Annotated in this window: 25 protein-coding genes; 5 read left to right on the top strand and 20 right to left on the bottom strand. The window is 58.4% G+C overall.

Annotation, left to right across the window (positions count from 1 at the left end; genetic code table 11):
• The first annotated feature begins 9 nt into the window (after positions 1-9).
• Positions 10-963: a TIGR03943 family putative permease subunit gene (locus IDH44_RS10750; RefSeq protein WP_223869569.1), complete on the top strand. Its 954-nt coding sequence runs from the start codon at positions 10-12 to the stop codon at positions 961-963.
• Positions 964-1,017: 54 nt separating this feature from the next.
• On the opposite strand, the gene IDH44_RS10745 is transcribed toward IDH44_RS10750, so the two are convergent.
• Positions 1,018-1,428 carry an O-methyltransferase gene (locus IDH44_RS10745; RefSeq protein ID WP_223869586.1) on the bottom strand — a complete coding sequence of 137 codons (411 nt, stop codon included), beginning with the start codon at positions 1,426-1,428 and terminating at the stop codon, positions 1,018-1,020.
• Positions 1,429-1,640: 212 nt separating this feature from the next.
• Here IDH44_RS10745 and IDH44_RS10740 point away from each other — a divergent pair, with 212 nt between their 5' ends.
• On the top strand, positions 1,641-2,894 hold the full coding sequence (locus IDH44_RS10740) for a methyl-accepting chemotaxis protein (RefSeq protein ID WP_190917474.1): 1,254 nt from the start codon (positions 1,641-1,643) through the stop codon (positions 2,892-2,894).
• Positions 2,895-2,976: 82 nt separating this feature from the next.
• Here the strand turns inward: IDH44_RS10740 and IDH44_RS27150 are convergent, their stop codons facing one another.
• The 17 genes from IDH44_RS27150 to IDH44_RS10655 form a co-directional block, all read right to left on the bottom strand.
• A complete protein-coding gene (locus IDH44_RS27150) occupies positions 2,977-3,621 on the bottom strand; it encodes a 3D domain-containing protein (RefSeq protein ID WP_190917472.1) in 645 nt (214 codons plus the stop codon).
• Between the two features lie 91 nt (positions 3,622-3,712).
• Positions 3,713-4,540 carry a CAP domain-containing protein gene (locus tag IDH44_RS10730; protein ID WP_223869568.1) on the bottom strand — a complete coding sequence of 276 codons (828 nt, stop codon included), beginning with the start codon at positions 4,538-4,540 and terminating at the stop codon, positions 3,713-3,715.
• Positions 4,541-4,736: 196 nt separating this feature from the next.
• Positions 4,737-5,255: a DUF2179 domain-containing protein gene (locus IDH44_RS10725; RefSeq protein WP_190917470.1), complete on the bottom strand. Its 519-nt coding sequence runs from the start codon at positions 5,253-5,255 to the stop codon at positions 4,737-4,739.
• 3 nt (positions 5,256-5,258) lie between these two features.
• Positions 5,259-6,152, bottom strand: a complete 894-nt coding sequence (gene thpD, locus IDH44_RS10720) for an ectoine hydroxylase (protein WP_190917469.1) — start codon at positions 6,150-6,152, stop codon at positions 5,259-5,261.
• 91 nt (positions 6,153-6,243) lie between these two features.
• Positions 6,244-6,627 carry an ectoine synthase gene (locus IDH44_RS10715; RefSeq protein WP_190917467.1) on the bottom strand — a complete coding sequence of 128 codons (384 nt, stop codon included), beginning with the start codon at positions 6,625-6,627 and terminating at the stop codon, positions 6,244-6,246.
• Between the two features lie 31 nt (positions 6,628-6,658).
• The gene (ectB, locus tag IDH44_RS10710) at positions 6,659-7,948 is read right to left on the bottom strand and encodes a diaminobutyrate--2-oxoglutarate transaminase (protein ID WP_190917696.1); all 1,290 of its coding nucleotides are present in this window, start codon (positions 7,946-7,948) and stop codon (positions 6,659-6,661) included.
• Positions 7,949-8,049: 101 nt separating this feature from the next.
• Positions 8,050-8,562 (bottom strand): diaminobutyrate acetyltransferase, encoded by a 513-nt coding sequence (gene ectA / locus IDH44_RS10705; RefSeq protein ID WP_190917465.1) that lies wholly within the window; start codon positions 8,560-8,562, stop codon positions 8,050-8,052.
• A 35-nt stretch (positions 8,563-8,597) separates the two neighbouring features.
• Positions 8,598-9,416 (bottom strand): ectoine/hydroxyectoine ABC transporter ATP-binding protein EhuA, encoded by an 819-nt coding sequence (gene ehuA, locus IDH44_RS10700; protein WP_190917463.1) that lies wholly within the window; start codon positions 9,414-9,416, stop codon positions 8,598-8,600.
• A 170-nt stretch (positions 9,417-9,586) separates the two neighbouring features.
• The gene (ehuD, locus tag IDH44_RS10695) at positions 9,587-10,246 is read right to left on the bottom strand and encodes an ectoine/hydroxyectoine ABC transporter permease subunit EhuD (protein ID WP_190917461.1); all 660 of its coding nucleotides are present in this window, start codon (positions 10,244-10,246) and stop codon (positions 9,587-9,589) included.
• 3 nt (positions 10,247-10,249) lie between these two features.
• Positions 10,250-10,906, bottom strand: coding sequence for an ectoine/hydroxyectoine ABC transporter permease subunit EhuC (gene ehuC, locus IDH44_RS10690; RefSeq protein WP_190917459.1), 657 nt, complete (start codon positions 10,904-10,906; stop codon positions 10,250-10,252).
• 4 nt (positions 10,907-10,910) lie between these two features.
• The gene (ehuB, locus tag IDH44_RS10685; protein ID WP_317890159.1) at positions 10,911-12,017 is read right to left on the bottom strand and encodes an ectoine/hydroxyectoine ABC transporter substrate-binding protein EhuB; all 1,107 of its coding nucleotides are present in this window, start codon (positions 12,015-12,017) and stop codon (positions 10,911-10,913) included.
• 492 nt (positions 12,018-12,509) lie between these two features.
• Positions 12,510-13,298, bottom strand: coding sequence for an alpha/beta hydrolase (locus tag IDH44_RS10680; protein ID WP_190917692.1), 789 nt, complete (start codon positions 13,296-13,298; stop codon positions 12,510-12,512).
• On the bottom strand, positions 13,298-14,230 hold the full coding sequence (locus IDH44_RS10675) for an aldo/keto reductase (RefSeq protein WP_190917457.1): 933 nt from the start codon (positions 14,228-14,230) through the stop codon (positions 13,298-13,300). The genes IDH44_RS10680 and IDH44_RS10675 overlap by 1 nt, the downstream gene beginning before the upstream one ends.
• Before the next feature lie 112 nt (positions 14,231-14,342).
• Positions 14,343-15,464, bottom strand: coding sequence for a TolB family protein (locus tag IDH44_RS10670; RefSeq protein ID WP_190917455.1), 1,122 nt, complete (start codon positions 15,462-15,464; stop codon positions 14,343-14,345).
• 97 nt (positions 15,465-15,561) lie between these two features.
• Positions 15,562-17,046: a sensor histidine kinase gene (locus tag IDH44_RS10665; protein ID WP_223869567.1), complete on the bottom strand. Its 1,485-nt coding sequence runs from the start codon at positions 17,044-17,046 to the stop codon at positions 15,562-15,564.
• Entirely contained in the window at positions 17,043-17,735 is a 693-nt protein-coding gene (locus IDH44_RS10660) for a response regulator transcription factor (RefSeq protein ID WP_190917453.1), read from the bottom strand. The genes IDH44_RS10665 and IDH44_RS10660 overlap by 4 nt, the downstream gene beginning before the upstream one ends.
• Before the next feature lie 112 nt (positions 17,736-17,847).
• Complete coding sequence (locus IDH44_RS10655; protein ID WP_190917451.1) at positions 17,848-18,429, bottom strand: thioredoxin family protein; 582 nt, start codon at positions 18,427-18,429, stop codon at positions 17,848-17,850.
• A 132-nt stretch (positions 18,430-18,561) separates the two neighbouring features.
• On the opposite strand from IDH44_RS10655, the gene IDH44_RS10650 reads away from it, so the two are divergent.
• A complete protein-coding gene (locus IDH44_RS10650; protein WP_190917449.1) occupies positions 18,562-19,542 on the top strand; it encodes an aldose 1-epimerase in 981 nt (326 codons plus the stop codon).
• A gap of 38 nt (positions 19,543-19,580) precedes the next feature.
• Here IDH44_RS10650 and IDH44_RS10645 read toward each other — a convergent pair whose 3' ends face one another.
• Complete coding sequence (locus IDH44_RS10645; protein ID WP_190917447.1) at positions 19,581-20,195, bottom strand: hypothetical protein; 615 nt, start codon at positions 20,193-20,195, stop codon at positions 19,581-19,583.
• Positions 20,196-20,377: 182 nt separating this feature from the next.
• Between IDH44_RS10645 and IDH44_RS10640 the strand changes: the two genes are divergently transcribed.
• Together IDH44_RS10640 and IDH44_RS10635 are read left to right on the top strand one after the other, a co-directional pair.
• The gene (locus IDH44_RS10640) at positions 20,378-20,605 is read left to right on the top strand and encodes a 3-dehydroquinate dehydratase (protein ID WP_190917445.1); all 228 of its coding nucleotides are present in this window, start codon (positions 20,378-20,380) and stop codon (positions 20,603-20,605) included.
• Positions 20,606-20,736: 131 nt separating this feature from the next.
• Positions 20,737-20,958, top strand: a complete 222-nt coding sequence (locus tag IDH44_RS10635) for a DUF2905 domain-containing protein (protein ID WP_190917443.1) — start codon at positions 20,737-20,739, stop codon at positions 20,956-20,958.
• Here the strand turns inward: IDH44_RS10635 and IDH44_RS10630 are convergent, their stop codons facing one another.
• Positions 20,959-21,975 (bottom strand): zinc-binding alcohol dehydrogenase family protein, encoded by a 1,017-nt coding sequence (locus tag IDH44_RS10630; RefSeq protein ID WP_190917689.1) that lies wholly within the window; start codon positions 21,973-21,975, stop codon positions 20,959-20,961.
• Positions 21,976-21,979: the final 4 nt, after the last annotated feature.

Raw genomic sequence — 21,979 nt, 5'->3', positions numbered from 1 at the left:
GGAGTGTCCATGATGTCCGAAGGCTCACGATCGCGGCTTCTCCACCATCTGCTTCGCGGCTTGCTGCTGGCCGGCTTTGCCATGCTGATCCTTCATCTGGTCCGCAGCGGGGATCTGGGGCTGTATATCGCCCCGCGCATGGCGGGCTACGTCAAGCTGTCCGCGCTCGGCCTATATGCCGCCGCCGTCTATCAACTGTACGCCGCGCTGCAGCTGTGGCTCGGTCGAAGAGGCGCCGGCAGCGCGTACGACTGCGGTTGCGGCCATGACCACGCGCCGAGCGCCTCTTTGTGGAAAAACGCGCTCCTTTACGGCCTGTTCGTGTTCCCGCTGGCGCTTGGGTTCTTGCTGCCGGATACGATCATGGGCAGTACGCTGGCCGCCAAAAAAGGCGTCAGCTTCGCCGGGGCGCACAACGTCGAGCGCGCCGCGCAGCCCGCCGCCACACCACAGCCTACCGCCGCGCCGGAGGTCCCAGAGCAAGACATTGCCGCGCCGCAAGATCCGCTTGACGCCAAATTTCCGGCCGACGTCTATACCGAGACCTACGCCGCGCATGCCAAGAAGCTGTATCTGCAAGAGCAAGCCATCGCAGTGCCGGAGCAGCAATTTATCGAAACGCTCACAACGCTTGACCTTTACCGTCAGCACTTCGTCGGCAAAACAGTCGTGGTCAGCGGCTTCGTCTATCGCGAGCCTGCGATGCCCAAGGACTGGCTTGCGGTCAGCCGCTTCGCCATGAATTGCTGCTCCGCGGATTCGCTGCCTTACGGCATCATGCTTCGCGCGGACGAGGCCGGCAGCTACGACGCCGACAGTTGGATCGAAGTATCCGGCCGGCTCGGGCTGGACGAATACGGCGGCAACGAAATTATGATTCTGGAGGCGACCCGCATTGCCCCGATTGCGGCGCCGGAATCGCCTTACGTCTATCCCGACTACGAATTCGGGTTTGAACCGTGAGGTTTGCCCGCCGCGCGCAGACGCCGTTCACAAACGCGCTTGTGAACGGCGCGCCTACTTGAAGCCCCGGTACGACCTGTGGCTGGCCTCTCCGGTTCCCGGATTGCGATAGATCCAGCTGGACGAATTGTAGTTGGACTCGTATTGCACACTCGCCGACCATCCGCTTCCCCCGGAGCGGACCGAAAAATCATATACGATCTCACCGTGTGTCCAATTTCGTTTTAATTTGAGCGCATCGATCGCCATCTGACGGAAAGCCCGAACCTGCGCGGCGCTCATTCCTTTGGCCGCTTCCTCCAAGTGTCCGTCTCGGCTCTCGATCGGGTTATGCCGAACGCCAAACTTGCCGATGCTGTTGTTGCGTATGCATATGCTTACGGTTCCTGCGACGGCATCGGTAAGCTCCTCCTCCAGCTTACGAAAAACCATGTCGACCTGGCGCGCCAACGGCATTCCCTCCATATTCACGTCTATTCCCTCCAGTACACCTATATATTAGTTAAAGCTACTATATGCAGTGCATGAGAACCATTATAAAACTGGCTATGGTAGATTACAACCTTTTGCTACAAAACGTAGGACCTGGGACACGTTATCGAAAACTACTAATAGACCATACCGGCACATCAATGCTATAATGTGGGTACTCTACATAGATAAAGGAGAAGAGGCTTATGCAATGGCTGCATTCGTTGTCGATTCGCAACAAAATTTTGGCCGGTAGCTATGCAATTGTGACTTTAAGCGCCGTTTCCATCCTAGCATTGGTCCTTTTGTCGGGGGTCAATTTTCTTGCCGCCCTGCTTGTTATCGTCATCCTGGTAGCGCTTACTTTCCCTGTTTCACGCCTTGTCGAGCGTACGCTCACCGAGTCCATCGACGAGATGACCAGCGTAGCCTTCCGCATTGCGAAGGGCGATTTTTCGCAACGCGTCGATGTCACCTCTTCGGTCGGCGAGCTCGGTCATTCCTTCAACAGCATGATCGACAAGCTGCGCGAAATTTTGAACGAGACCTCCGGCATCACCCGGCATGTCTCGGATACAAGTCGAAGCATTTACAATAAGAATACCAACTTGAAGACCGTGCTGGAGCAGGTCACACAATCGTCCAACGATCTCGCAGTCGGCGCGAACGAAATTGCCGAGGATGTCACCGGCATGAGCGAATCGATTCGCGAAATTGAAGAAAAGGTATCCACATACGCCAGCTCCACCAAAACGATGAATGCACGCTCTGAGAGCGCGCTTGTCCTCGTCGGGCGCGGACGCGACGCCGTCGAAAGCCAGGCCGAAGGCATGCGCCGCAATCTGGAGGCGACCGCAGCCGTAGCCAGTACGATCGAAGCATTGTCCAGACAAGCCGCAGGCATTTCCCATATTACCAAATCGATCTCCGATTTGGCGGAGCAGACGAACCTCCTCTCGCTCAACGCTTCGATTGAAGCGGCGCGCGCGGGCGAGCACGGGCGCGGCTTTGCGGTCGTCGCCCAAGAGGTCCGTAAGCTGGCCGAGCAATCCTCCTCCTCGACGAAAGAGGTTTTTCAGCTCGTCCGCAGTATTGAGCAAGGTGTACAGGAAGCCATTTCGAACATGCAGATCAATGAAGAGGTGGTCAAACAGCAGGATGTCATGCTGAGGGATTCCGAGGAAATTTTTAAAGAAATCGTGACCAGCGTCAAGTTTATAACGGAACAAATTGCGGTCTTCTCCAGCGAAAGCGACGCGATGCTGGACAGCGCCCAAAAAATTTCGGGCGCGATTCAAAACATCTCCGCCATCACCGAGCAATCCGCAGCCGGCACAGAGCAGGTATCCGCTTCGATGAACGAGCAGATCGCCTCCGTACAAGCCGTCGTGGAAGAAACTGAGCGCATGCAGCAAATGGTCGTGCAACTGCAGCGCACAATTCAAATCTTCAAGTTTTAGCATCGTGACGAAGTTAAGGCTTTGTCCAAGAAGCAAAAATCCCCCTTACGGCGGTAAGGGGGATTTGGACATTCCAGCCGTTTTACTCGGCCAGTACGTAGACTTTCACATATTGATACCCGAACGTGAGCGCTTTTTGGCGCGAATCCGCTACGAACAGATCGACGCGGTTCCCTTTGATCGCTCCGCCGACATCGCTTGCCGTCGCCAGCATTCCTCCGGTCGGAAGACCGTCATAATCGTAACCGGTGATGTACAGCTTGGAGCCGAGCGGGATGACGGACGGATCGACCGCCACAGTGCCGATGCGCAGCGCATTGCCGAAGTAATCAAGTCCCGCCCAACCCCCGTTCTCCTCCGCGGCCGCCGTATACGCACTCGCTTTGGCTTGCACGACCTTCGTGAACCCCAGTGCAGAGCCGTTAACGCTCACCGTTTTCGCGGCTTGGGTCGTTTGGGCGGTTTGGTTCGTGTTCGCGACAGCCGTCTTTTGGGCCGAGTCCGGAATCGTTAGCTTCAGGCCGCCATACAGGTTCAGCGGATCATACTGCGCGTTCATTGCTATCAGACGATCCAGAGGAACCTGGTAGCTGCGCGAGAGCTTCCAGAAGGTATCCCCATCCTTGACGACATGCGTCGTCGCCGCGCTCGCTGCAGCTGCGCCGGAGCACACCAGCGCTGCAGCGAGCATTAACGTAGCTCCGCCTTTTGCTATGTATCGTTTCATTGTAATTTCCCCTTTCCTTGGACAGCTCAGGATTCGCCCGCCTTGCCCGGACGGTGCCGGACAAGGCGGGCATTTTAATAATGAGTCAGCGTTAACCGATAAACATTTGCACCCATTCGCCATTGTAATAAGCGACACCGATCTGCGTAAAGTTCGCGCTCATGATGTTTTGACGGTGACCGGTGCTGTTCATCCAATCGTTCATGACCTGCTGCGGGGATTGCTGACCACTGGCAATGTTCTCGCCCGCATAGTTGAAGCTGATGCCGAACTGCCGCATCATGTCAAAGGGCGAGCCGTAGGTCGGCGACGTGTGGTCAAAATAATTATTGGCGTCCATGTCCTTCGCCTTGGCCATGGCCACTTCGGCAAGCTCCGCATTGGAGGTCAGAGCCGTTAGTCCGGCTTGTGCGCGCTGGGCGTTGACCAAGCGGACGACCTCCGCCTCGAACCCGCTATCGCTCTGTGCGGTATCGGCTGCGTCATTGTCCGTTGCAGGCTGCTGGACTGCAGGCTGCGAAGGTTGAGCGGGCGTGCTCGGTACGGCAGGCGTATCAACCTCGTCTTGCGTCTCCTCCACTGTCCCACTGCCTCCGTAGCCGTTGCCGCCAGTCGTCGGCAGTTGACCCAGCAATTCGTTCAGGTCCAGGCCGCCTCCATTCGTAGGCAACTGGCCAAGGACACCGCTCAGGTCAAGACCGCCTTCGCCCGAGGGCAGCTGTCCCAGCAGCTCGTTCAGATCGAGCCCGCCGAGCTGCTGCGCGAGGTCATTTGAATCTGTGAATTGCAGTTGCTTTACGATCACATTCGCTGTCGGCGTGCTGCCGGTCGACGCCGCGCTTACTGCGGTGCCACCTACTACGAGACCGGCTGTCATCAACAAGGCAAAGCCGCGGCGAACCGTTTTTTGCTTCATCATGGGTCATTCCTCCTCGTGTGTATAAAAAGTGATAAGGACTTCGTTGTCGACGCCATTCATGGTAACATGAAGCGAATTCGTTTTCACGCCATAATTATTGGAAGATTAATCTTTTTTAATGGTGAAATTGGAAAATTACAAACAAAAAAACGGACACACGCTCCTGAGATTCAGGCTGTGATGTCCGTTTTTTGCTTTAGCGATTGGTGATTCTGACCCAAAAACCGCCTTTGAATTGCTTCGGTTCATGGGAAATAACAAATGCTTTTGGGGAAAGTTTTTTAATGGTGTCCATTAATCTTTTCTCATTGCTGCGCTTCACCAGAACTTGCATGACCAGCCGCTTGCCGTCCCGACCGTCGGCCGGCCAAGAAGATACGCCATAGCCATGGTCGCGCAGCTTGTTGGGCAGCTCGACCTCCAGCTCGTTGACGATGACCTGTACGACCAGATAACCCAGGGCGAGATACTCCTCGATGCGTGCGCCGAGGTAGACGCCAATGCCAAAGCCGAGACAGTATGCCGCCATATTAAAGGGATTGTCGAGATTGTCCAGGACAAGGTTGAGGCCGGTCAAGTAAACGAACACCTCAACCATCGACAACAGCGAAGCCGCAATGGTGCGGCCTTTGATCACGAGGATCAGACGCAGCGTAAAAGTCGAGACATAGACGACATTAATGACAATAATCGTCCCGATGAGCGACCATACCATAGACTAATCCCTGGTGGCGATGTACTCCGGACGTGGTTGTTGGCCAGAGAACGGCGCTACAAGACGATTTTCCACACTGTTGAAGACCAGGAACACGTTGCTGCGCGGCAGCGGCGTAATATTGCTGTTCGAACCATGCATCGTGTTGCAATCGAACAGCAGGATCGAGCCCGCTTTGCCGACGGCCGTGTCAATGCCGCCCTCCTTGACGATTTGCGTCAGACTGTTTTGATCCGGCACGCCGTATTCCTGCTTGCGGAGCGAGTCTTTATAATGATTTTCCGGCGTTTGGCCGACGCAGGTGATAAATTTTTTGTGCGAGCCGGGCACGACCATCAGCGCGCCATTGTAGTGGAAATTGTCTTCAAGCGCGATCGAGCAGCTCAGTGCGCGCATCGAAGGCATGCCATCCTCGACGTGCCACGTCTCAAAATCGGAATGCCAGTAAAATTCCTTGCCATTAAAGCCTGGCTTGTAATTGATGCGGGACTGATGAATATACGTCTCGCTGCCGAGCAGGTTATCCACAAGCTGCTTCAGGCGCGGATGCTCCGACACTTTTTTGAAGATTTCATTCTGCTTGTGCACGGCGAAGATCGAACGCACCTCGTCGCCTCCGGGCTCCCGAATCACTTCTTCCTTCGGCTTCGTGCGGAATTCCTCTTGCAGACGCGCCAGCTCGGCCCGCCACTGGGCAATTTCCGCCTCCGAGAAAAAGCTGTCGAGCATCAGATAGCCGTTTTTATCGTACGAATCAAACTGCTCCTTCGTCACGCCGCTGCTTTCCTTCCATTCTGTATACACCACGGGATCCTTGCGATCCAGCAGCTCAGGCTTGTCGCTGATGCGCGAAGGGTATTTGTCGACGGCAGCATTCGTTTCCAGATTCACAGACATGAATGAATTCCTCCCTCAGAATATTTCGCGATAACGCGAGTTGCATCATCCTTCATCCAACTTATATTTATAGTCAATCATGTTGTCGTACTTAATCGACGACGAGCGGATAGACGCCCTCTTCGTCGTGTACCTCCCGGCCGGTGAGAGGAGGATTGAACACGCATACCATGCGCAGCTGTTTTTTCGCCCGCAGCCAGTGCTTCTCGTGGCCGTCGAGCGCATACAGCGTGCCCGGACGCAGCGGATACGTCTCCCCGCCGATCACCTCGATCTCGCCTTCGCCTTCGATACAGTAGACGGCTTCCACATGGTTCTTATACCAGATGTAGGTTTCGGTCCCTTCCTTGATGACCGTGTCATGCAGCGAGAAGCCCATATTGTCCTGCTTCAGCAGCAGCCTCCTGGCATTCCATGTCGGCGTATCGACGTCGTCCTTCGTGTTCAAAATATCGCTCAGTTGTTTTACGATCATGTTGCGATTGCTCCTCTCGATTTAATGGCGATTAAGATTGCAGTTGCAGCTCTTTTTCTTCTTGCTTGAATGCGCTCATGATGCTGTTCATCGCTTCGACGACTTCTGCGAGGCCGCGCTCCAACAATTCTTTTTCTATCGTCAGAGGCGGCATAAGTTTGGCTACCTCGTCACGCGGACCCGACGTCTCCATGATGATGCCGCGCTCGAAGGCGGCGGCGCACAGCTTGGAAGCCAATTCGGGCTCTCCGGTAAAGGCAATTCCTTGAATAAAGCCTTTACCGCGCAGCTCGGCCTCAATCTCGCGATGCTCGTTCACCATTTTGCTGAGTGCGCCGTTGATCATGTCGGCCTTCTCGGCAATTTCTTTTTCGAGCTTGGCGTCAGCCCAATATTCCAGCGCTTCGGCGGCGGCGATGAAGCCCAGATTATTGCCGCGGAACGTGCCGTTGTGCTCGCCCGGGTTGAAGACATCATATTCCGGCTTAATGAGCGTCAGCGCCATCGGCAGTCCGTAGCCGCCGATCGACTTCGACAGGCAGACGATGTCCGGCTCGATGCCCGCTTCTTCGAAGCTGAAGAACGTGCCCGTGCGGCCGCAGCCCATCTGCACATCGTCGACGATGAGCAGAATGTCGCGCGCCCGGCAGATTTCTTCGATTTGACGCAGCCAGGCGTCGCTGGCCACGTTTAGACCGCCTTCGCCCTGTACGGTCTCAAGGATGACGGCTGCCGGCGTATCTACGCCGCTGCCCGGATCGTCCAGCAGCTTCTCCAGATAAGCGGCTGTATTGACGAGACGGCCGAAGTAGCCGTCATACGGCATGAAGGTCGTATACGGCAGATATACGCCTGCGCCTCCGCGCTTGAAGCCGTTGCCCGTTGCCGACAGCGCGCCCATCGACATGCCGTGGAAGGCGTTTGTGAAGCAGACAATTTCCGTGCGGCCGGTCACCTTGCGGGCCAGCTTCATTGCGCTTTCGACCGTATTCGTTCCCGTCGGGCCGGGGAACATCGTCTTGTAATTGAGGTTGCGCGGCTTCAGGATCAGCTCCTGGAAGCGAGTGAGGAAGTTTTCCTTTGCCATCGTGGCCATATCGAGGCTGTGCGTTACGCCGTCATCCAGCAAATAATCGATCAGCTTTTGTTTGATACGCGGGTTGTTGTGTCCATAGTTCAGTGCGCCTGCACCAGCGAAAAAATCGGTATATTCTTTTCCGCTTGCATCCCAAAGCTTCGCATTGCGTGCCTTTTGGAATACGGTGGTAAAATTTCGGCAGTAGCTGCGAACCTCGGATTCCAGTTGTTCAAACACCTTCATCGACGGTTTCTCTTGCTTGTGAGTACTCACCGAATCCCTCCCGGATTGTTTTCATAGGTTAGTTGGTTGAAAAATGATCATTAAAAATTAGTCGTATGCGCTCAGCTCGGTCGCCGCGCAAGCGGTCCAACTCGAATGAGCGGTTCATCCTCATGCTGACCAGCGGGGAAAAGCGTCGAGCCGTAGCCCTGTTCATGCGACTCTTCCATGCTGCAATCGCCGACCTTCGCCAAGGAGCGAAACAGCGCGCGCGACGCCGCGTTTGACGGACCGATTGTCGCTTCGACATAGCGAACTCCATCCGCTTGCGGCCGCGCCAGCAGCTCGGTCAGCATTCGTTTGGCCAATCCTTGCCCTCTTGCTTCGGGGTCGACGGCCACTTGCCAGACGAATAGCGCTTCCGGATTGTCCGGGCGCAGCAGCGCCGATACGAATCCGACCAGACGTCCGTGCTGCTCGGCCACCATGCATGTATCGGCGTACAGGTCGCACAGCAGCAGATAACAATAGGTGGAATTCAGATCCAGGGTTCCAGCTCGCTGGATCAGTTCCCATACGGGCGTGCCGTCTTGCTTGGTCGGAGGACGCAGCGAGATTGGATGAGATGGGGACATGTGCGTCGCCTCCTTCAAGGTATTCAAGCTTGGTATTAATTCATGCGTCTCAGAAAAGATTGCAGGCGCTCGCTCTCCGGATTTTCAAAGAGCTCGCTTGGCGGGCCTTCCTCGACAATGAGGCCGTCGGCCCCGAAAATGACTCGATCTGCCACCTCGCGGGCAAAATCCATTTCATGGGTAATCAGCATCATCGCCATTTCACCTTCGAGCGCGATCTCCTTGATGACCTCCAGCACCTCGCCCACCAGCTCGGGGTCGAGCGCCGAGGTCACTTCGTCGAACACCATGACCTTGGGGCGCATAACGAGCGCTCGGGCGATCGCCACCCGCTGTTTTTGTCCGCCCGACAGCTTGGAGGGATAGACATCCAGCTTGTCTTCGAGACCGACCTTGCGCAGCATTTCTACTGCACGCTCATGCGCTTCTTCTTTGGACAGACCGAGAACTTTGCGCGGGGCCTCGGTGACATTGCGGATCACCTTCATATGCGGAAAAAGGTTGAAATGCTGAAACACCATGCCAATCTTCGTCCGCATACGGTGCAGGTGGGCTTCGCTCGCCCGCACCAGCTTGCCGCCGCGCTCCATGTGCCACAAGAGCTCGCCGTCGACCTCAATGGTGCCGGAAGTCGGCTCCTCGAGCGTCATCAGCATCCGTCCGAGCGTCGTTTTGCCTGATCCGCTCGGCCCGATAATGGCAATTTTTTCGCCGGGACGCATCTCCAGATTGATGCCGTGCAGCACTTCAAGATCGCCAAACGACTTTTTGACGTCGTTATATTTGACGATCGGCAGGGCAGTCTCCCCTCCCGAAACGGCATGCGGCTCACGCTCTTGTACTGTCGTGCTCATCTTTAGGCCTCCCTTCTTTGGTCCTTATACCCGCTTGACGCCGCCCAAAAACAGGCACGGGTACAAAACGATTATTTTCATCTGAAAACTTAGCTTTCAAGCAGCGCAATCTATGCTCACCCCTTTGCCCTTAGGCAAAACACAGCAATAGTCAAGATTAGGCTTCCGATTTATTTGGTAAAGCGACGATTCATCCTCCGCTCCATCAACTCGAACACAATGGCCATCGTCAAGCTCAGCACCAGGAAAATCAGACCGACCATCGTATACGGCTCAAACGGCTTCCAGTCCCTGGACAATATGTTTTTGCTGCGCGTCAGCATCTCCAGCACGGTGATGCCGGCCAGCAGCGGCGTTTCCTTGAACACGACGATCAAGTAATTGCCCATAATCGGCAAAATTGGCGGAATTGCCTGCGGCAATATGATCGACGTCCAAGTACGCCCCTTGGAAAAATTAAGCGCCCGCGAAGCTTCCCATTGTCCCTTTTCGACATTGTCGATGCCGGAGCGGTACACCTCCGCAAGATATGTGCTGTAGTGGATACCGAGCGCGACTGCGCCCACCGTAAAGGCCGAAAGTTGAAAATACTTGTTGAGGCCGAAATACAGGAAAAACAGCTGGATCAAAAGCGGCGTGCTCCGAACGAATTCGATAAACGCATTTGTGACCCACTTGACGACTTTGACGCGAACGCGCACGAGCAGTGCCAGTACGAGACCGGCCACACAGGCGATCACAAAGCCGACCACCGTCGCGTAAAGCGCCGTCTTCAGACCCTTGAGCAGGGTAGGCAGTATTGAAAACGCGTATTCCCAATCCAATTCCATAGCTTACATCCTCCCCGCTGACAGCTTGCGCTCCAACAGCCGGGCAACCAGCGTGATGCACGAAGACAAGATGAAATACAGAATCAATACGATGGTGAACAGCTCAATCGTATTGCCGAAAAACTGACCGCGCAAAATCTGCGATTGAAAGGTCAAGTCGGCAAGCGTGATAAACGATACAAGCGAAGTCGCCTTCAGCAACTCAATCATCAGGTTGTTGATCGGCGGCAGCATGCGTACGACAGCCTGCGGTAAAATGATGCGAAACATGCGCTGGGCCGGCGTCAGGTTGAGCGCAAGCGCGGCCTCCCATTGTCCCTTCGGCACCGCCAGAATCGAACTGCGCACGATCTCCGAGCCGAAAGCGCCGTAATTCAGGCCGAATGCCAGCACGGCGGCGGATATAGCCGAAAACTCAATGCCGAGTGCCGGGAGCGAAAAGTAGACCCAAAAAAGCAATACCAGCAGCGACACCCCGCGAAACAGCATGACGTACACGTAAGCAATTCCACGGATCAGCTTGTATTTGGAGAGGCGGCAGATGCCCGTCAACACCGCCAGGAACAGTGCGACCACCCCGGAGAGGAGGGCCACCTGTACAGTGGTGACCAATCCCTTCCAAAGCAGCGGCGCCCATTCCATCCATAGGGATGGATTCATCGTCTTATCCGCACAGCTCCGCAGCCGTCATATCGCCCGGCAGCTCAGCTTCGGTAAAGCCGAATTCCTGAAGAATTTCCAGAAGCTGTCCGGATTCTTTCATCTTCTGCAGCTCTTCGTTGTAAGCTTCGACGAACTCGGCGTCGGCCTGACGGAAGGCCGCTGCGCCGTAGCCTCTGGCACTCTCACCGTCGGCATTCGTCGGTTGTTCAAAGTCTGCTACGCGCTCGATGTTGCTGTCGCCGGCAGCGTCCAGTCGGGATTGCAGGGCCGGACCTGTAGCGGTGAAGACGTCCGCCGAGCCCGATTGCAGGGCGCTGATGCCGGCATTTTGATCCGGTACGATGACCATTTGGTCCTCGGTGACACCGGCCGCTTCGAGGTATTCGATCTCGATGGCGCCGGTCATGACTGCTACCTTCGCGCCCTTCTCGGCGATGTCAGCGTAGCTCATGATGCCCATTTCATTGCCGGCCGGCACTGCGATCGCCTCGCCGATGCTGTATTCCGGATTGGCAAACGCCACTTCCGAGCAACGGTTCGGATTGATGAACATACCGGCGGTAATGATGTCAAAACGCTCCGCTTTGAGGCCGCCGATCAGCCCGCCGAATTCCGTCAACTGTCCGTTCATCTCTTCGATTCCCAGATTGTTCAGAATGACGCGGGCAATTTCCACCGCTTCGCCGGTGAGCTCGCCGTCCGCCGTTTGATACGCGTATGGCTCCTCGTTGGCAAAGCCTACGTTAATCGTTCCGGCAGCGCGCGCTTTTTCTAGCGTGCTTTCCGCGTCGCCCATGTCTCCGTCGTTTTCACCGGCATTGTCGGCGTTGTTGCCGCCGTCATTGCTTCCGGTGTTCATGTCCGTATTCGTGTTGCCCCCGGTATTCGTCGTTCCTCCGTTGTTGGTCCCTTCATTGTTCGCGCCGCATGCAGTAGCGATCGCCAACACGACAGCCAGCAATACCATAACCATGGTCTTTCTTGCTTTCACGTTCGGTCCACAACCTTTCATTTCTTTAATTTCCCCCCTCTTTGCTCCAGTGCTCGTTGCAGGGGCGCAGGCCGCCTGGACCACACCATCGCGCAGCGGGCTTTTCCATACCGTCATGTATTAAACCAACTTGCCGCTGCATAAACATGATGATTTTCAAGTTTGCAGTAGTAGTATTCCGGAGATGGGGATCGGGTATCCCGCAAGTTGAGTCGCGAATGTAACGAACATTTCGCGTCCATTTCGCGTCGCACGAGGTGGAAAATTTGCCTTGCGCTTCGGGGTCAACAATAATGCTAACATGGATAAGCGGTACCGGTCATTTCCAGTAGCCTTCCATAATTCCATTGAAAACGCGCTCAATTGGGAAGAGGAGAGATTAACTGGCTGAGCCTCCTTATTCCTCCCGTATAGGGCCTTATCATTGCAATATCGGCCGTTTACCCGATTTTGGTTTTATGTTATGCGGTGAAGCTACGGCTCGAAAACAAACGAAAAAGCAGCAAATTGCCTTAAAACCGGCATGATTCGCTGCTTTTTCGCCCAAATTCGTTCTAAATTGTTTCAAATAACGTTTTACGGGGTAATGATTCACGTTATTTGCGTCTTTTAACTGTAAAACCCGCGTGTTTTCAGCCATTTTCCGCATACATCGGACCAATTTGCAATATGCGAATCATCCCCTGCCAGTCCCAGCCCATGGCCGCCGTGATCGTACACATGAAGGTCGAACGGCACGGCGCTGCGGCTGAGCGCGCCGGCAAAAAGCAGGCTGTTCTCCACCGGCACTGCGCCGTCCTCGGAGGTGTGCCACAGGAACGTCGGCGGCGTGTCCGGCGTCACTTGGGTCTCGTTGCTAAGACTGGCCACCAATTCAGGATCGGGCTCCTCTCCCAGCAAATTGGTTCGCGAGCCGGCATGGGCGTAAGGATCTTGCAGCGTCACAACCGGATAACAGAGCACGATGGCGTCGGGCCGGCAGGAATGCCGCTCGATCGGGTCCTCGGCCACAGGATCGCCGTTGTCGTAATGCGTCCCCGCCGTCGCCGTCAGATGGCCGCCGGCCGAGAAGCCGAGCACGCCGACCAATTCCGGCGCCTCGGCTTGTCCGGCCGCCATGCCGGCACGCACGGTACGCACCGCGCGCTGCACGTCGAGCAACGCGCACGGGTAGCGATAGGGCGCCACCCGGTATCGCAGCACATACGCCGAGACGCCCAGCGTATTGAGCCACTGCGCGATCGGTTCTCCCTCGTGCTGGGCCCGGTGACTGTACCCGCCGCCGGGACAGACGATGACAGCCGAGCGGGCGCCTGGCGCCGGGTAAGCGGTGATAGCGGGGCGATCCTCATCCCCGCTCCCCGCCGCGTGCGGCGCACCCTCGGGCCATAGCTCCATTACCGCGTTCTCAGATCCAGCCAACGCACTTCCTCCTTCGTGAGATCGATGTCGACCGCCTCGCGGCAGGAGCGCAGCTCGGCCTCGTTGCGCGGCCCGATAATCGCCGCCGTCGGAAATTCCTGGCTGAGCACATACGCCAGCGAAATTTGAATCGTTTCGACGCCTTTTTCCTTTGCCAATTGCTCGGCACGGCGATACCGCTCCCAGTTGTCGTCATTGTAGAATACCCGCACCAGATCGGCGTCGGAGGTATCCTCCGGCGTGAAGCGCCCGGTGAAGAAGCCGCGCGCCTGCGACGACCACGACAGGATGGGTAGCTTGCTCTCCTCGTGCCAGGCTTGGGTCTGTTCATCGACGCTGACGCAATTCGCCCAATACGGCTCCTTGGCCTTGGCCAGGCTCAGGTTCGGGCTGCTGAAGGTGAAGCCGCGCAGGCCGTGCTCGGCGGCATAGGCGTTGGCTTCCTGCAGCCGTTCCCAGCTCCAGTTGGACGCGCCGAATGCCAGCATTCGCCCCGCTTCGACGTGCTCGTTGAGCGCCTCCAGAATTGCCCCTACCGGCATATCCGGATCGTCGCGGTGCAGCGCGTACAGGTCGACATAGTCGGTCCGCAGCCGCTCCAGGCTGATCGTCAGTTCCTCGGCAATCGCCGCTTTGTTGACTCGATTGCCGTCCTTGTTGGGATGGCCGCCTTTGGTCCACAGGTTGATTGCGTCGCGATTACCGCGTTCCTCGACCCACATGCCGATCGCCTGCTCGCTCTCCCCGCCGCAATAAATAAACGCCGTGTCAATCGTATTGCCCCCGATCGCCGTGTAGGCATCGAGGTTGGCGCAGACCAGCTCGTAGACGGAGGGCCGGAAATAATCCGACCCCATGATCAGCCGCGATACGCCTTTATTCAGACCTTCAATCGTCAATTGCTTCACTGCCGCTCATCTCCTCGCGTTTACAATTTCAATATCGATTCTATTATAAACGAGAGTCGCTTGCACGCATATAAAAGGGTTTTCACCTGCAATATAACGATTTTCGGATCGCTTATTGCAAGGTGATGACATACGTCTTGAACGTATAGCCCTCATCCGTCTCGACCGATTGCGCAGTCAGAAGGCGCGCGCCGGAAGGGCTCCAGCGAATCTTGTCGGCGGCGTATTCCATATCGACGGCGATCTGCGTCGTTTGGCCGGTGACCGCGTCGGCGATAAAGACACCCTTGTCGCCGCCCGACTCGGATACGGCATTGTAGACCAGGCGCGTGCCGTCCGGCGCCCAGGAGGTGCCGAAGATCTGGGTGGACGTCGCCAGCGACGTCTTCTCGTTGCCTTCCAGATCGGTCAGCATCAGCGTCCGCTCGGCCTCGCCGCTCTGGCGCACGATCGCGAGCTGCTGACCGTCCGGCGACGGCACGACCCAGTCGACGCCCTCCATCAGCTCGCGCGCTTCGCCGGCCGTTCCGTCGTCCGCCAGCTCCAGCATGTAGAGTACGCCGCCGTTCTGATAATAGAGGCGATCGTCGATGCGGTGCACATCCGATACGACGCCGCCGGCCTCGGCCAGCACTTCGACGTTGCCTTCCACGTCGGCGCTGACGATCTGGCCGGTCACCGTGCCGAACACGACATGCGTATTGTCCGCCCAGTCGCCTTCATACGCGAACAGTTGGTCCTCCATGAGCCGGATCGATTCCCCCGACTCGAGATCCAGCATATGCGGGAAGCCGCTCGCTTCCTCCATCACCTTGTAGAACAAATGCTTGCGGTCCGGCGACAGCAGCGCAAAGTTCTGTTCCTCGTCGCTCTCCTGCAGCGGCTCCAGCTCGTCCGTAGTCAGGTTGTACGCATAGAGATGGTTCGGGTAGCGCGCCTCGCCTTCGACCGTGATCGGCTCGGCCTCTTCGTTCGGCTGACTGACGATAATTTCCTCCTCGTTCAGCCAATCGAAGCCGCGCAGCGCCTCCAGTTCGTCGATCGTCTGCACCTGCGCTGCGCTGTCCTGGGCCTGCGCCCCGTTTTCGAGCACCGTAATCTCCTTGTCCGGCTTTTCGATCACTTCGCGTCCTTCGTTGGCGTTGCTCTGCCCGCAGCCCGCCGCCAGCAGACAGGCCGCCATCAGCGCGAGCGCTGTGCGTTTGGTTGGTTGATGGTTCCGTTGATTTTTCATCTGGTATCCCTCCCGTATTGGATGCCTTCAGCATACCAACCGGTTATTTCCACTTCGTGCCCGAGTTGTTTCCGAATTGTAACATCTGGCGACTGCGCTAGTCGGTCGAGCGCTCGCTCGAATGCCCGGGAAAGGTCAAAATGAAACGCGTGCCCCCGCGCGCGCCGCACGCCGCCTCCACGGCAATCTCGCCGCCCTGCTTGTCCGTCATCTCGCGCACGAGCGCCAGGCCGAGTCCGCTGCCGCCCGTGCGGCGCGCCCGGTCCTTGCTCACGGTGTAGAACGGCTCGAAGATGCGCGCGCGCTCCTCGGCGGGGATGCCGAGTCCCGTATCGGCAATCGCGACGCGCACGCGTCCGTCCTCCTGGGCGCAAGTGACGCAGACCTCGCCGCCCCGGACGTTGTACTTGATCGCATTATCCAGCACATTCATAAAAATCGAGCTGAGCAGCTCGCGGTCGCCCCATACGGCAGCCGATTCGAGCCGGCTCTCCAGGCTGATGCCGAAGCGCGCCGCCTTGCCGCGCAGCCGCCCGCACAGCTCCCCCAGCAGCTCATCCACCGCGACCGGCCCGGCCTCGCTCTCGAATTCGTACTTCTCCAGCGCCGACAGCCGCAGCACCTTGTCCACCATCTCCTGGAGCCGCTGCGCCTCGCGGCTGATATTGACCTGCGCCTCCGCCACCAGCTCGGGATCGTCGGCGTACATCTCCAGCAGATCCCCGTAGGCGCGGATCGAGGTCAGCGGCGTTTTGAATTCGTGGCTGATGCTGCCGATGAATTGCTTCTGGCGCTGCTCGAGCGCCTGCAGCTTGGTCACCGCGAGCGTCAGCTTGTGACGCTCCGCCTGCAGCCCGTCGATATTGCTGCGAATCGCATCGCTCATATAGTAGATGCCCGCCTCGAGCTCGCCGAGCTCGTCGCCGCGCACCCGCGCGGCGGCGTGCGGATAGTCGCCCCGCCGGATCGCGCCGACCAGATCCCGCAGCCGATAGATGGCGCCGCTGAACCGGTGCAGATACAGATAGCCGATCAGCAGACCGGCGCCGGCGACCGCCGCTCCCGTCGTGAGGAAGAGCCGCTTGATCGAGGCGTGGAACGCCTGCTGCGTCTGCAGGGAATAGTAGAACTGCACCACGCCGACCTGGCCGGCGGACCCGGCCAGCGGCGCCATGTATACGAGCGAGGCGCCGGACACCTGGTAGGCCGTGCGGCCGGACAGCGCATAGTCGAGCGTATCGCGGATGTCGAGCGCCTCCAGCTGCTGCAGCGAATTGCCGACAGGCTCGCCAGCGCGGTCGTAGATGACGACAGGCAGGCCCGATTGCCTGCTGATCTCCATCGCCAGCCCCTGCCCCCGCAACCGCAAAAATTCGTCGTCGTCCTTGCGGTCGCCGAGCATGTACGCTTGACGCACGCGTAATCCTGCGATCTCGCTCTGCCGCGCCAGCTCGCGCTCCGTCTCGGCGCGCTGGCTGGCGTCGATGCCCTGCAGCACGAGCCGGGCCAGGATCGCCACCGCGGCGACAATCAGCACCGTCAGCAGCAGACTGAGCTTGACCTTGATGCTGATGCGCATCATGGCGCCGCGCTCGCGCGGTAGCCGACGCCGTGCACGGTCTGCAGCAGCTCCGCGCCGACCTGGCCGAGCTTTTGCCGCAGGCGCCGGATGTGAATATCCACGGTGCGGGTCCCGCCTGCATAGTCCATGTCCCATACGAACTCTAGCAGCTGCTCACGCGTATAGACCCGTCCGGGATGGGCCGCGAGCAGCGCCAGCAGATCGAATTCCTTCGGCGTCAGCTCCAGCTCCCGCTCGCCGGCGACGGCGCTCCGGCTCGCCGGGCGGATCGTCACCGGACCGAGCCTCAGCTCGCCCGGCTCATGCTGCTGATGATCGCGTTCCATGCGCCGCAGCAGCGCCTTCACTCGCGCCACCACCTCGCGCACGTCGAACGGCTTGGTCATATAGTCGTCCGCGCCCAGCTCGAGCCCGAGCACCTTGTCCACAATATCGTCCTTGACCGTCAGCAGGATGATGCCCAGCCCCTGGCGCTGCTCCAGACGGCGGCAGACGTCGTAGCCGCTGAGCCCCGGCATCATCACATCGAGCACCATCACCTGCGGCCGGAACGCCGCCACCTTGGCGAGCGCCTCCTCGCCGTCCTGCGCCGTCTCCACCGCGTAGCCTTCGCGCCGGAAGGCATAGGCAATCGCGCCGACGATGCCCGGCTCGTCATCGACCACCAATAAGCGCGGCTCAGCCGTCATCGCGCATCCCTCCCTTTTTTCATTATTGTACCCCAGCAGGCGGCCTGTGCCCACCACGTCAAATAGCCGCCCCTGCCGGAGCGGCTTCGCAAGACATCGCGTCAGTTGTCAATTATACGAGATCGCAGGCTTCTACCGGCATCCAGTGCTCGTCCTGACCGTCCCACTTGACGTTGCAGCCGATCGGATTGGTCAGCGGAGTCGACACCGGCTTGCCGGCCAAGTGCTCGGCCAGCGCTTCGTCCAGATTGTTGACCGTCATCTTGGACGTGTCGCGCGGCTGATCGACGCCGCGTCCGGTGTATACGAGCCGGCGTGCGTCGTCCAGCACGAAGAAGTGCGGCGTACGCAGCGCGCCATACGATTTGGCGACCGCCTGACTCTCGTCATGCAGATACGTCCACGGGAACTGCTGCTCCTCCATCCGCTGCACCATATGGCCAAAGGAATCGTCCGGCTTCGTATTGACGCTGTTGGCATTGATTGCGACGAAACGCACCCCTTGGTCCGCATACTTGAGCGCCGTGGCGCGAGTTACCTCGTCGGAGCCGACGACGTACGGACAATGATTGCAGGTAAAAAATACGACGAGCACCTTGGCGTCGGCAAAATCGCCCAAGCCGTACGTCTTCCCGTCCGTGGCCGGGAGCGAAAATTCGGGCGCCTGGGCGCCGAGTTCGAGCGTAAAGGCCATCCCTTTCTCCTCCTTCCATGCCTAGCATGGGTCTTGTGTGGAGTATAGCAAAAACGCTTACAGCTGTCCACGCTCGGCGTGGTGGCGTGGTATAATGGAGGGGAATCAATGCAGGAAAGGAAATGATGAACAGTGAGCACAACGATCGAGCACATCACGTATATGGAAGAAGCGGCGCTGCGCGTGCGGACACCGCTGCTGGAGGGCATCATCGTCCCCGCTTGGGGGACCAATCTGATCAGTCTGATCTGGCGCGAGAGCGGCACGCCGCTGCTACGCACCCCGGCCAGCCGGGAGGCGTATCTGGCCAAGCCGGTGCTGCACGGCACGCCCGTGCTGTTCCCGCCCAATCGGATCGACGGCGGCACCTTCGATTTCAACGGACGCACCTACACCTTCCCCGTCAACGAGAAGGACAAGGGCAATCACATCCACGGCGTGCTGGTCGACGCCCCTTGGACCATTGCGCATACTGCCGCAGATGAGGGCGCAGCCGTCGTCGAGACGGCCGTGCGGGCCAAGGACGTGCCGGCCGTCTTCGCCGCGCTGCCGCATGATTTTACCGCGCGCATGCGGTTCGTATTCGAGCAGGGACGTGTCACGCAGACCTTCACCGTCGACAACGACGACGAAGCGCCGATGCCGTGGGGACTGGGCTATCATACGACCTTTCATTTTCCGCTGACCGCGGGCGGCGACCTGTCGCACTGCACCTTCCAACTGCAGACGGATCAGATCTGGGAGCTGGGCGAACGTCTCTTGCCCACCGGACGGCTGCTGCCTGCGCCGCGCCGCGAGGAGCTGGAGCAGGGCCTGTCGCTGCAGGGCATCGCGCTCGACGACGTGTTCCAGTCCCGGGATCAGGGCGACAATGAAGCCGTGCTGACCGATGAACAGGCCGGGCTGCGCATCGTCTACCGCGCCGACAGCCAGTTCGGCCAGTGGGTCGTCTACAATGCGGGGGGCGAATCCGGCTTTCTCTGCCCCGAGCCGTATACCTGGGTCACCAATGCGCCGAATGTAAAGGCCCCCGCCGAGCTGACCGGGCTGCGCGCGGTCGCGCCGGGGCAGCGGGCGGTCGCAGTCACCCAGATCAGCGTGAGCGCGCGCTAGCCGGGCGGAAGCTGGATATAGCGGCGGATCGCAGCTAGCTAGCGCGGGACGCGGGAGAACAGCGTGTACAGCAGTGGACCGACGAGCGGCAGCAGGCCGAGCCAGGCTGCCCCCGGCCTGCTGCGATACCCACGCTGCTGATTGGCGATGGCATACACCGACAGGAGCGCGAGCAGTACGAAGTCGAGCGTCATGACATGCACGAAGTGCGAAGCCATGAAGGCTTCCGCATACGCCTCCGGATCGCCGCTGCCGACGCCCCACGCGACCAGTCCAAGCGTCAGCGCCAGCAGCAGCAATTGAACGAGCCGGCTCTCGCATACGCTGCGCAGTCCGCCGGAGACGCGATGATGGATGCGACGTCCGGGCAACGACACAAAAAAATAGGGCAGCAGCGCAAATGCGCCGAGTCCAAGCGACAACACTACAAACGGCCATGCCGGCCAGGAGCCGCGGTCGTCGCGCAGCAGCAGACAAGCATATACGAGCGGAAACACGCCAAGCAACGCGAACATCATCAGCACCAGCGGCTCCTCCGCCTGCAGCCGGAGCAACTCCGCAAAGATCGGATCGTCGCCTACGCCCTCGCCGGGCGCGAGCCATACCGCGTAGCCAATGAACAATACCCATACAATGAACCACAACAATCGCAAGCACGATCTCTCCTCTCTGTATAGACTCCCTTCGACACAAACCGAGCAATTCCTGTTCGCTTTTCGCATCCGAATTCTGAAAGATCACAATATTGTAAATTGCTTTTAAGATATTTTTAATAATCTTCCATTATACTTGACCGTATAAGATAAGAAACTCTATAGGATTGGAGTGACCTGGCATGCAAACCGTGATCATGTTCCAAAACCGTACAATTCCCGTTTATTTATCGGAGAGCAATAAAAAGACGATGGACAGGCTCGCCGAAACGCTGAACCGCAAATGGGTTTTTGGCAAAAACGCGTTGAAGAATTGTCTGCGTTCCTTAATCAGCGTCGAGGTTGTAGGCAGCGAAGCGACGCTCCACGCCATCAACGAAAAAGATACGCTGACCATTTCATTATTTTAAACAGGACAAACGATCCTTTCTTTTTATACAGGCTATTCTACTCATACAAAAAGACCGGAATCCGTGTAGAATCCGGTCTTTTTGGGTATCCAATACATAAATACAACGATTGCATCAAAAGGGGGGCGCTCATGAACAATGTTCCCAAGCTGCTGATCGTGGCCGGGGCCGTGCTGGTCCTCATCGGGGCCGTCTGGATGCTTGGCGGGCGATGGTTTGGACTCGGACGGCTGCCGGGCGATATCGTCGTGGAGAAAGGCGATGCCCGCTTCTACTTTCCGATCGTCACCTGCATCTTGATCAGCGTCGTCGGCACCGTCATTCTCTCCGTCGTCCGCTGGCTCACCAAGTGATCAATCCAGTTCCACCATCGCCTTGATGACCTTGGACTCCGGCTTCAGCCAGCCCTCGAAGCGGTCCGTCATATCCGCGAACGCCGCACGATGCGTGATGTAGCGGGCAATGTCGACCGCGCCGCCGCGCACGGCTTCCATCACGACCGCAAAATCCTCCCGCGTCGCGTTGCGGCTGGCCAGCAAGGTCAGCTCGCGCTTGTGGAACTCCGGATCGTGAAATGACAGATCGGCCTTGACCAGGCCGACATACACCAGCTTGCCGCCATGCGCGACGTACCGGAAGGCGTCGGTCATCGAGCGGACGTTGCCGGTCGCGTCAAACACGACGGTCGGCAGATCTCCGGCGGTCAACGCCTCCAGCGCCTGCAACGGCTCCTCCAGCGCATTTACGGCCTCGTCCGCCCCCGCCCACGAGCGACAAAATGCAAGTCTTTCCTCATTAATATCCATTGCGATAACCTTGGCGCCTCGATGGCGGGCGAAGGCCATCACGCCGAGCCCGATCGGGCCCGCTCCGATGACCAGCACAGTCTCGCCCGCCTCCAGCCCGCTGCGGCGCACCGCATGCGCGCCGATGCTCAGCGGCTCCAGGACGGCCGCCTGATCGAGCGACAGGCCGTAGGTCCGGAGCAAATGATCGGCGGGCACGACGATCCGCTCCCGCATGCCGCCGTCGACATGCACGCCTAGCACGCGCATCTGCGTGCAGCAATTCGTTTTGCCGGCCCGGCAGGCGATGCAGCGCCCGCATTCCAGGTACGGCACGACGGCCACCTGATCGCCGATGCGGATACCGGCATCCGGTCCTTCCACCTGCTCCACGATCCCCGCGAGCTCGTGGCCGAGCACGCGCGGATAGGTGAAGAACGGCTGATTTCCTTTGTAGGCATGCATATCCGTACCGCAGATGCCGATGCGCCGGATCCGCACGAGCGCCTCTCCCGCCTGCGGCGTCGGCACAGGCGCCTCCTCCATGCGCAGCCGGTCGGGCTGCTCGCATACAATCTGCTTCATCATG

Source organism: Paenibacillus sabuli (genome assembly GCF_014705605.1).
GTDB classification, from domain to species: Bacteria; Bacillota; Bacilli; order Paenibacillales; family Paenibacillaceae; genus Paenibacillus_D; species Paenibacillus_D sabuli.
The sequence above is the reverse complement of the archived record's forward strand: the minus strand, read 5'-3'. Positions and strand labels throughout refer to the sequence as shown.

Excerpts from the sequence above, each read along its gene's own strand:
- ehuD (WP_190917461.1), bottom strand. The coding sequence starts at position 10,246 with ATGGAATTGGATTGGGAATACGCGTTTTCAATACTGCCTACCCTGCTC.
- IDH44_RS10665 (WP_223869567.1), bottom strand. The coding sequence starts at position 17,046 with ATGATGCGCATCAGCATCAAGGTCAAGCTCAGTCTGCTGCTGACGGTG.
- IDH44_RS10660 (WP_190917453.1), bottom strand. The coding sequence starts at position 17,735 with ATGACGGCTGAGCCGCGCTTATTGGTGGTCGATGACGAGCCGGGCATC.
- IDH44_RS10730 (WP_223869568.1), bottom strand. The coding sequence starts at position 4,540 with ATGATGAAGCAAAAAACGGTTCGCCGCGGCTTTGCCTTGTTGATGACA.
- IDH44_RS10640 (WP_190917445.1), top strand. The coding sequence starts at position 20,378 with ATGCAAACCGTGATCATGTTCCAAAACCGTACAATTCCCGTTTATTTA.
- IDH44_RS10680 (WP_190917692.1), bottom strand. The coding sequence starts at position 13,298 with ATGGAGCTATGGCCCGAGGGTGCGCCGCACGCGGCGGGGAGCGGGGAT.
- IDH44_RS10740 (WP_190917474.1), top strand. The coding sequence starts at position 1,641 with ATGCAATGGCTGCATTCGTTGTCGATTCGCAACAAAATTTTGGCCGGT.
- IDH44_RS10630 (WP_190917689.1), bottom strand. The coding sequence starts at position 21,975 with ATGAAGCAGATTGTATGCGAGCAGCCCGACCGGCTGCGCATGGAGGAG.
- IDH44_RS10670 (WP_190917455.1), bottom strand. The coding sequence starts at position 15,464 with ATGAAAAATCAACGGAACCATCAACCAACCAAACGCACAGCGCTCGCG.
- ehuC (WP_190917459.1), bottom strand. The coding sequence starts at position 10,906 with ATGAATCCATCCCTATGGATGGAATGGGCGCCGCTGCTTTGGAAGGGA.
- ehuA (WP_190917463.1), bottom strand. The coding sequence starts at position 9,416 with ATGAGCACGACAGTACAAGAGCGTGAGCCGCATGCCGTTTCGGGAGGG.
- IDH44_RS10745 (WP_223869586.1), bottom strand. The coding sequence starts at position 1,428 with ATGGAGGGAATGCCGTTGGCGCGCCAGGTCGACATGGTTTTTCGTAAG.
- IDH44_RS27150 (WP_190917472.1), bottom strand. The coding sequence starts at position 3,621 with ATGAAACGATACATAGCAAAAGGCGGAGCTACGTTAATGCTCGCTGCA.
- IDH44_RS10655 (WP_190917451.1), bottom strand. The coding sequence starts at position 18,429 with ATGGCCTTTACGCTCGAACTCGGCGCCCAGGCGCCCGAATTTTCGCTC.
- thpD (WP_190917469.1), bottom strand. The coding sequence starts at position 6,152 with ATGTCTGTGAATCTGGAAACGAATGCTGCCGTCGACAAATACCCTTCG.
- IDH44_RS10715 (WP_190917467.1), bottom strand. The coding sequence starts at position 6,627 with ATGATCGTAAAACAACTGAGCGATATTTTGAACACGAAGGACGACGTC.
- IDH44_RS10725 (WP_190917470.1), bottom strand. The coding sequence starts at position 5,255 with ATGGTATGGTCGCTCATCGGGACGATTATTGTCATTAATGTCGTCTAT.
- ehuB (WP_317890159.1), bottom strand. The coding sequence starts at position 12,017 with ATGACGGTATGGAAAAGCCCGCTGCGCGATGGTGTGGTCCAGGCGGCC.
- ectA (WP_190917465.1), bottom strand. The coding sequence starts at position 8,562 with ATGTCCCCATCTCATCCAATCTCGCTGCGTCCTCCGACCAAGCAAGAC.
- IDH44_RS10750 (WP_223869569.1), top strand. The coding sequence starts at position 10 with ATGATGTCCGAAGGCTCACGATCGCGGCTTCTCCACCATCTGCTTCGC.
- IDH44_RS10635 (WP_190917443.1), top strand. The coding sequence starts at position 20,737 with ATGAACAATGTTCCCAAGCTGCTGATCGTGGCCGGGGCCGTGCTGGTC.
- ectB (WP_190917696.1), bottom strand. The coding sequence starts at position 7,948 with ATGAAGGTGTTTGAACAACTGGAATCCGAGGTTCGCAGCTACTGCCGA.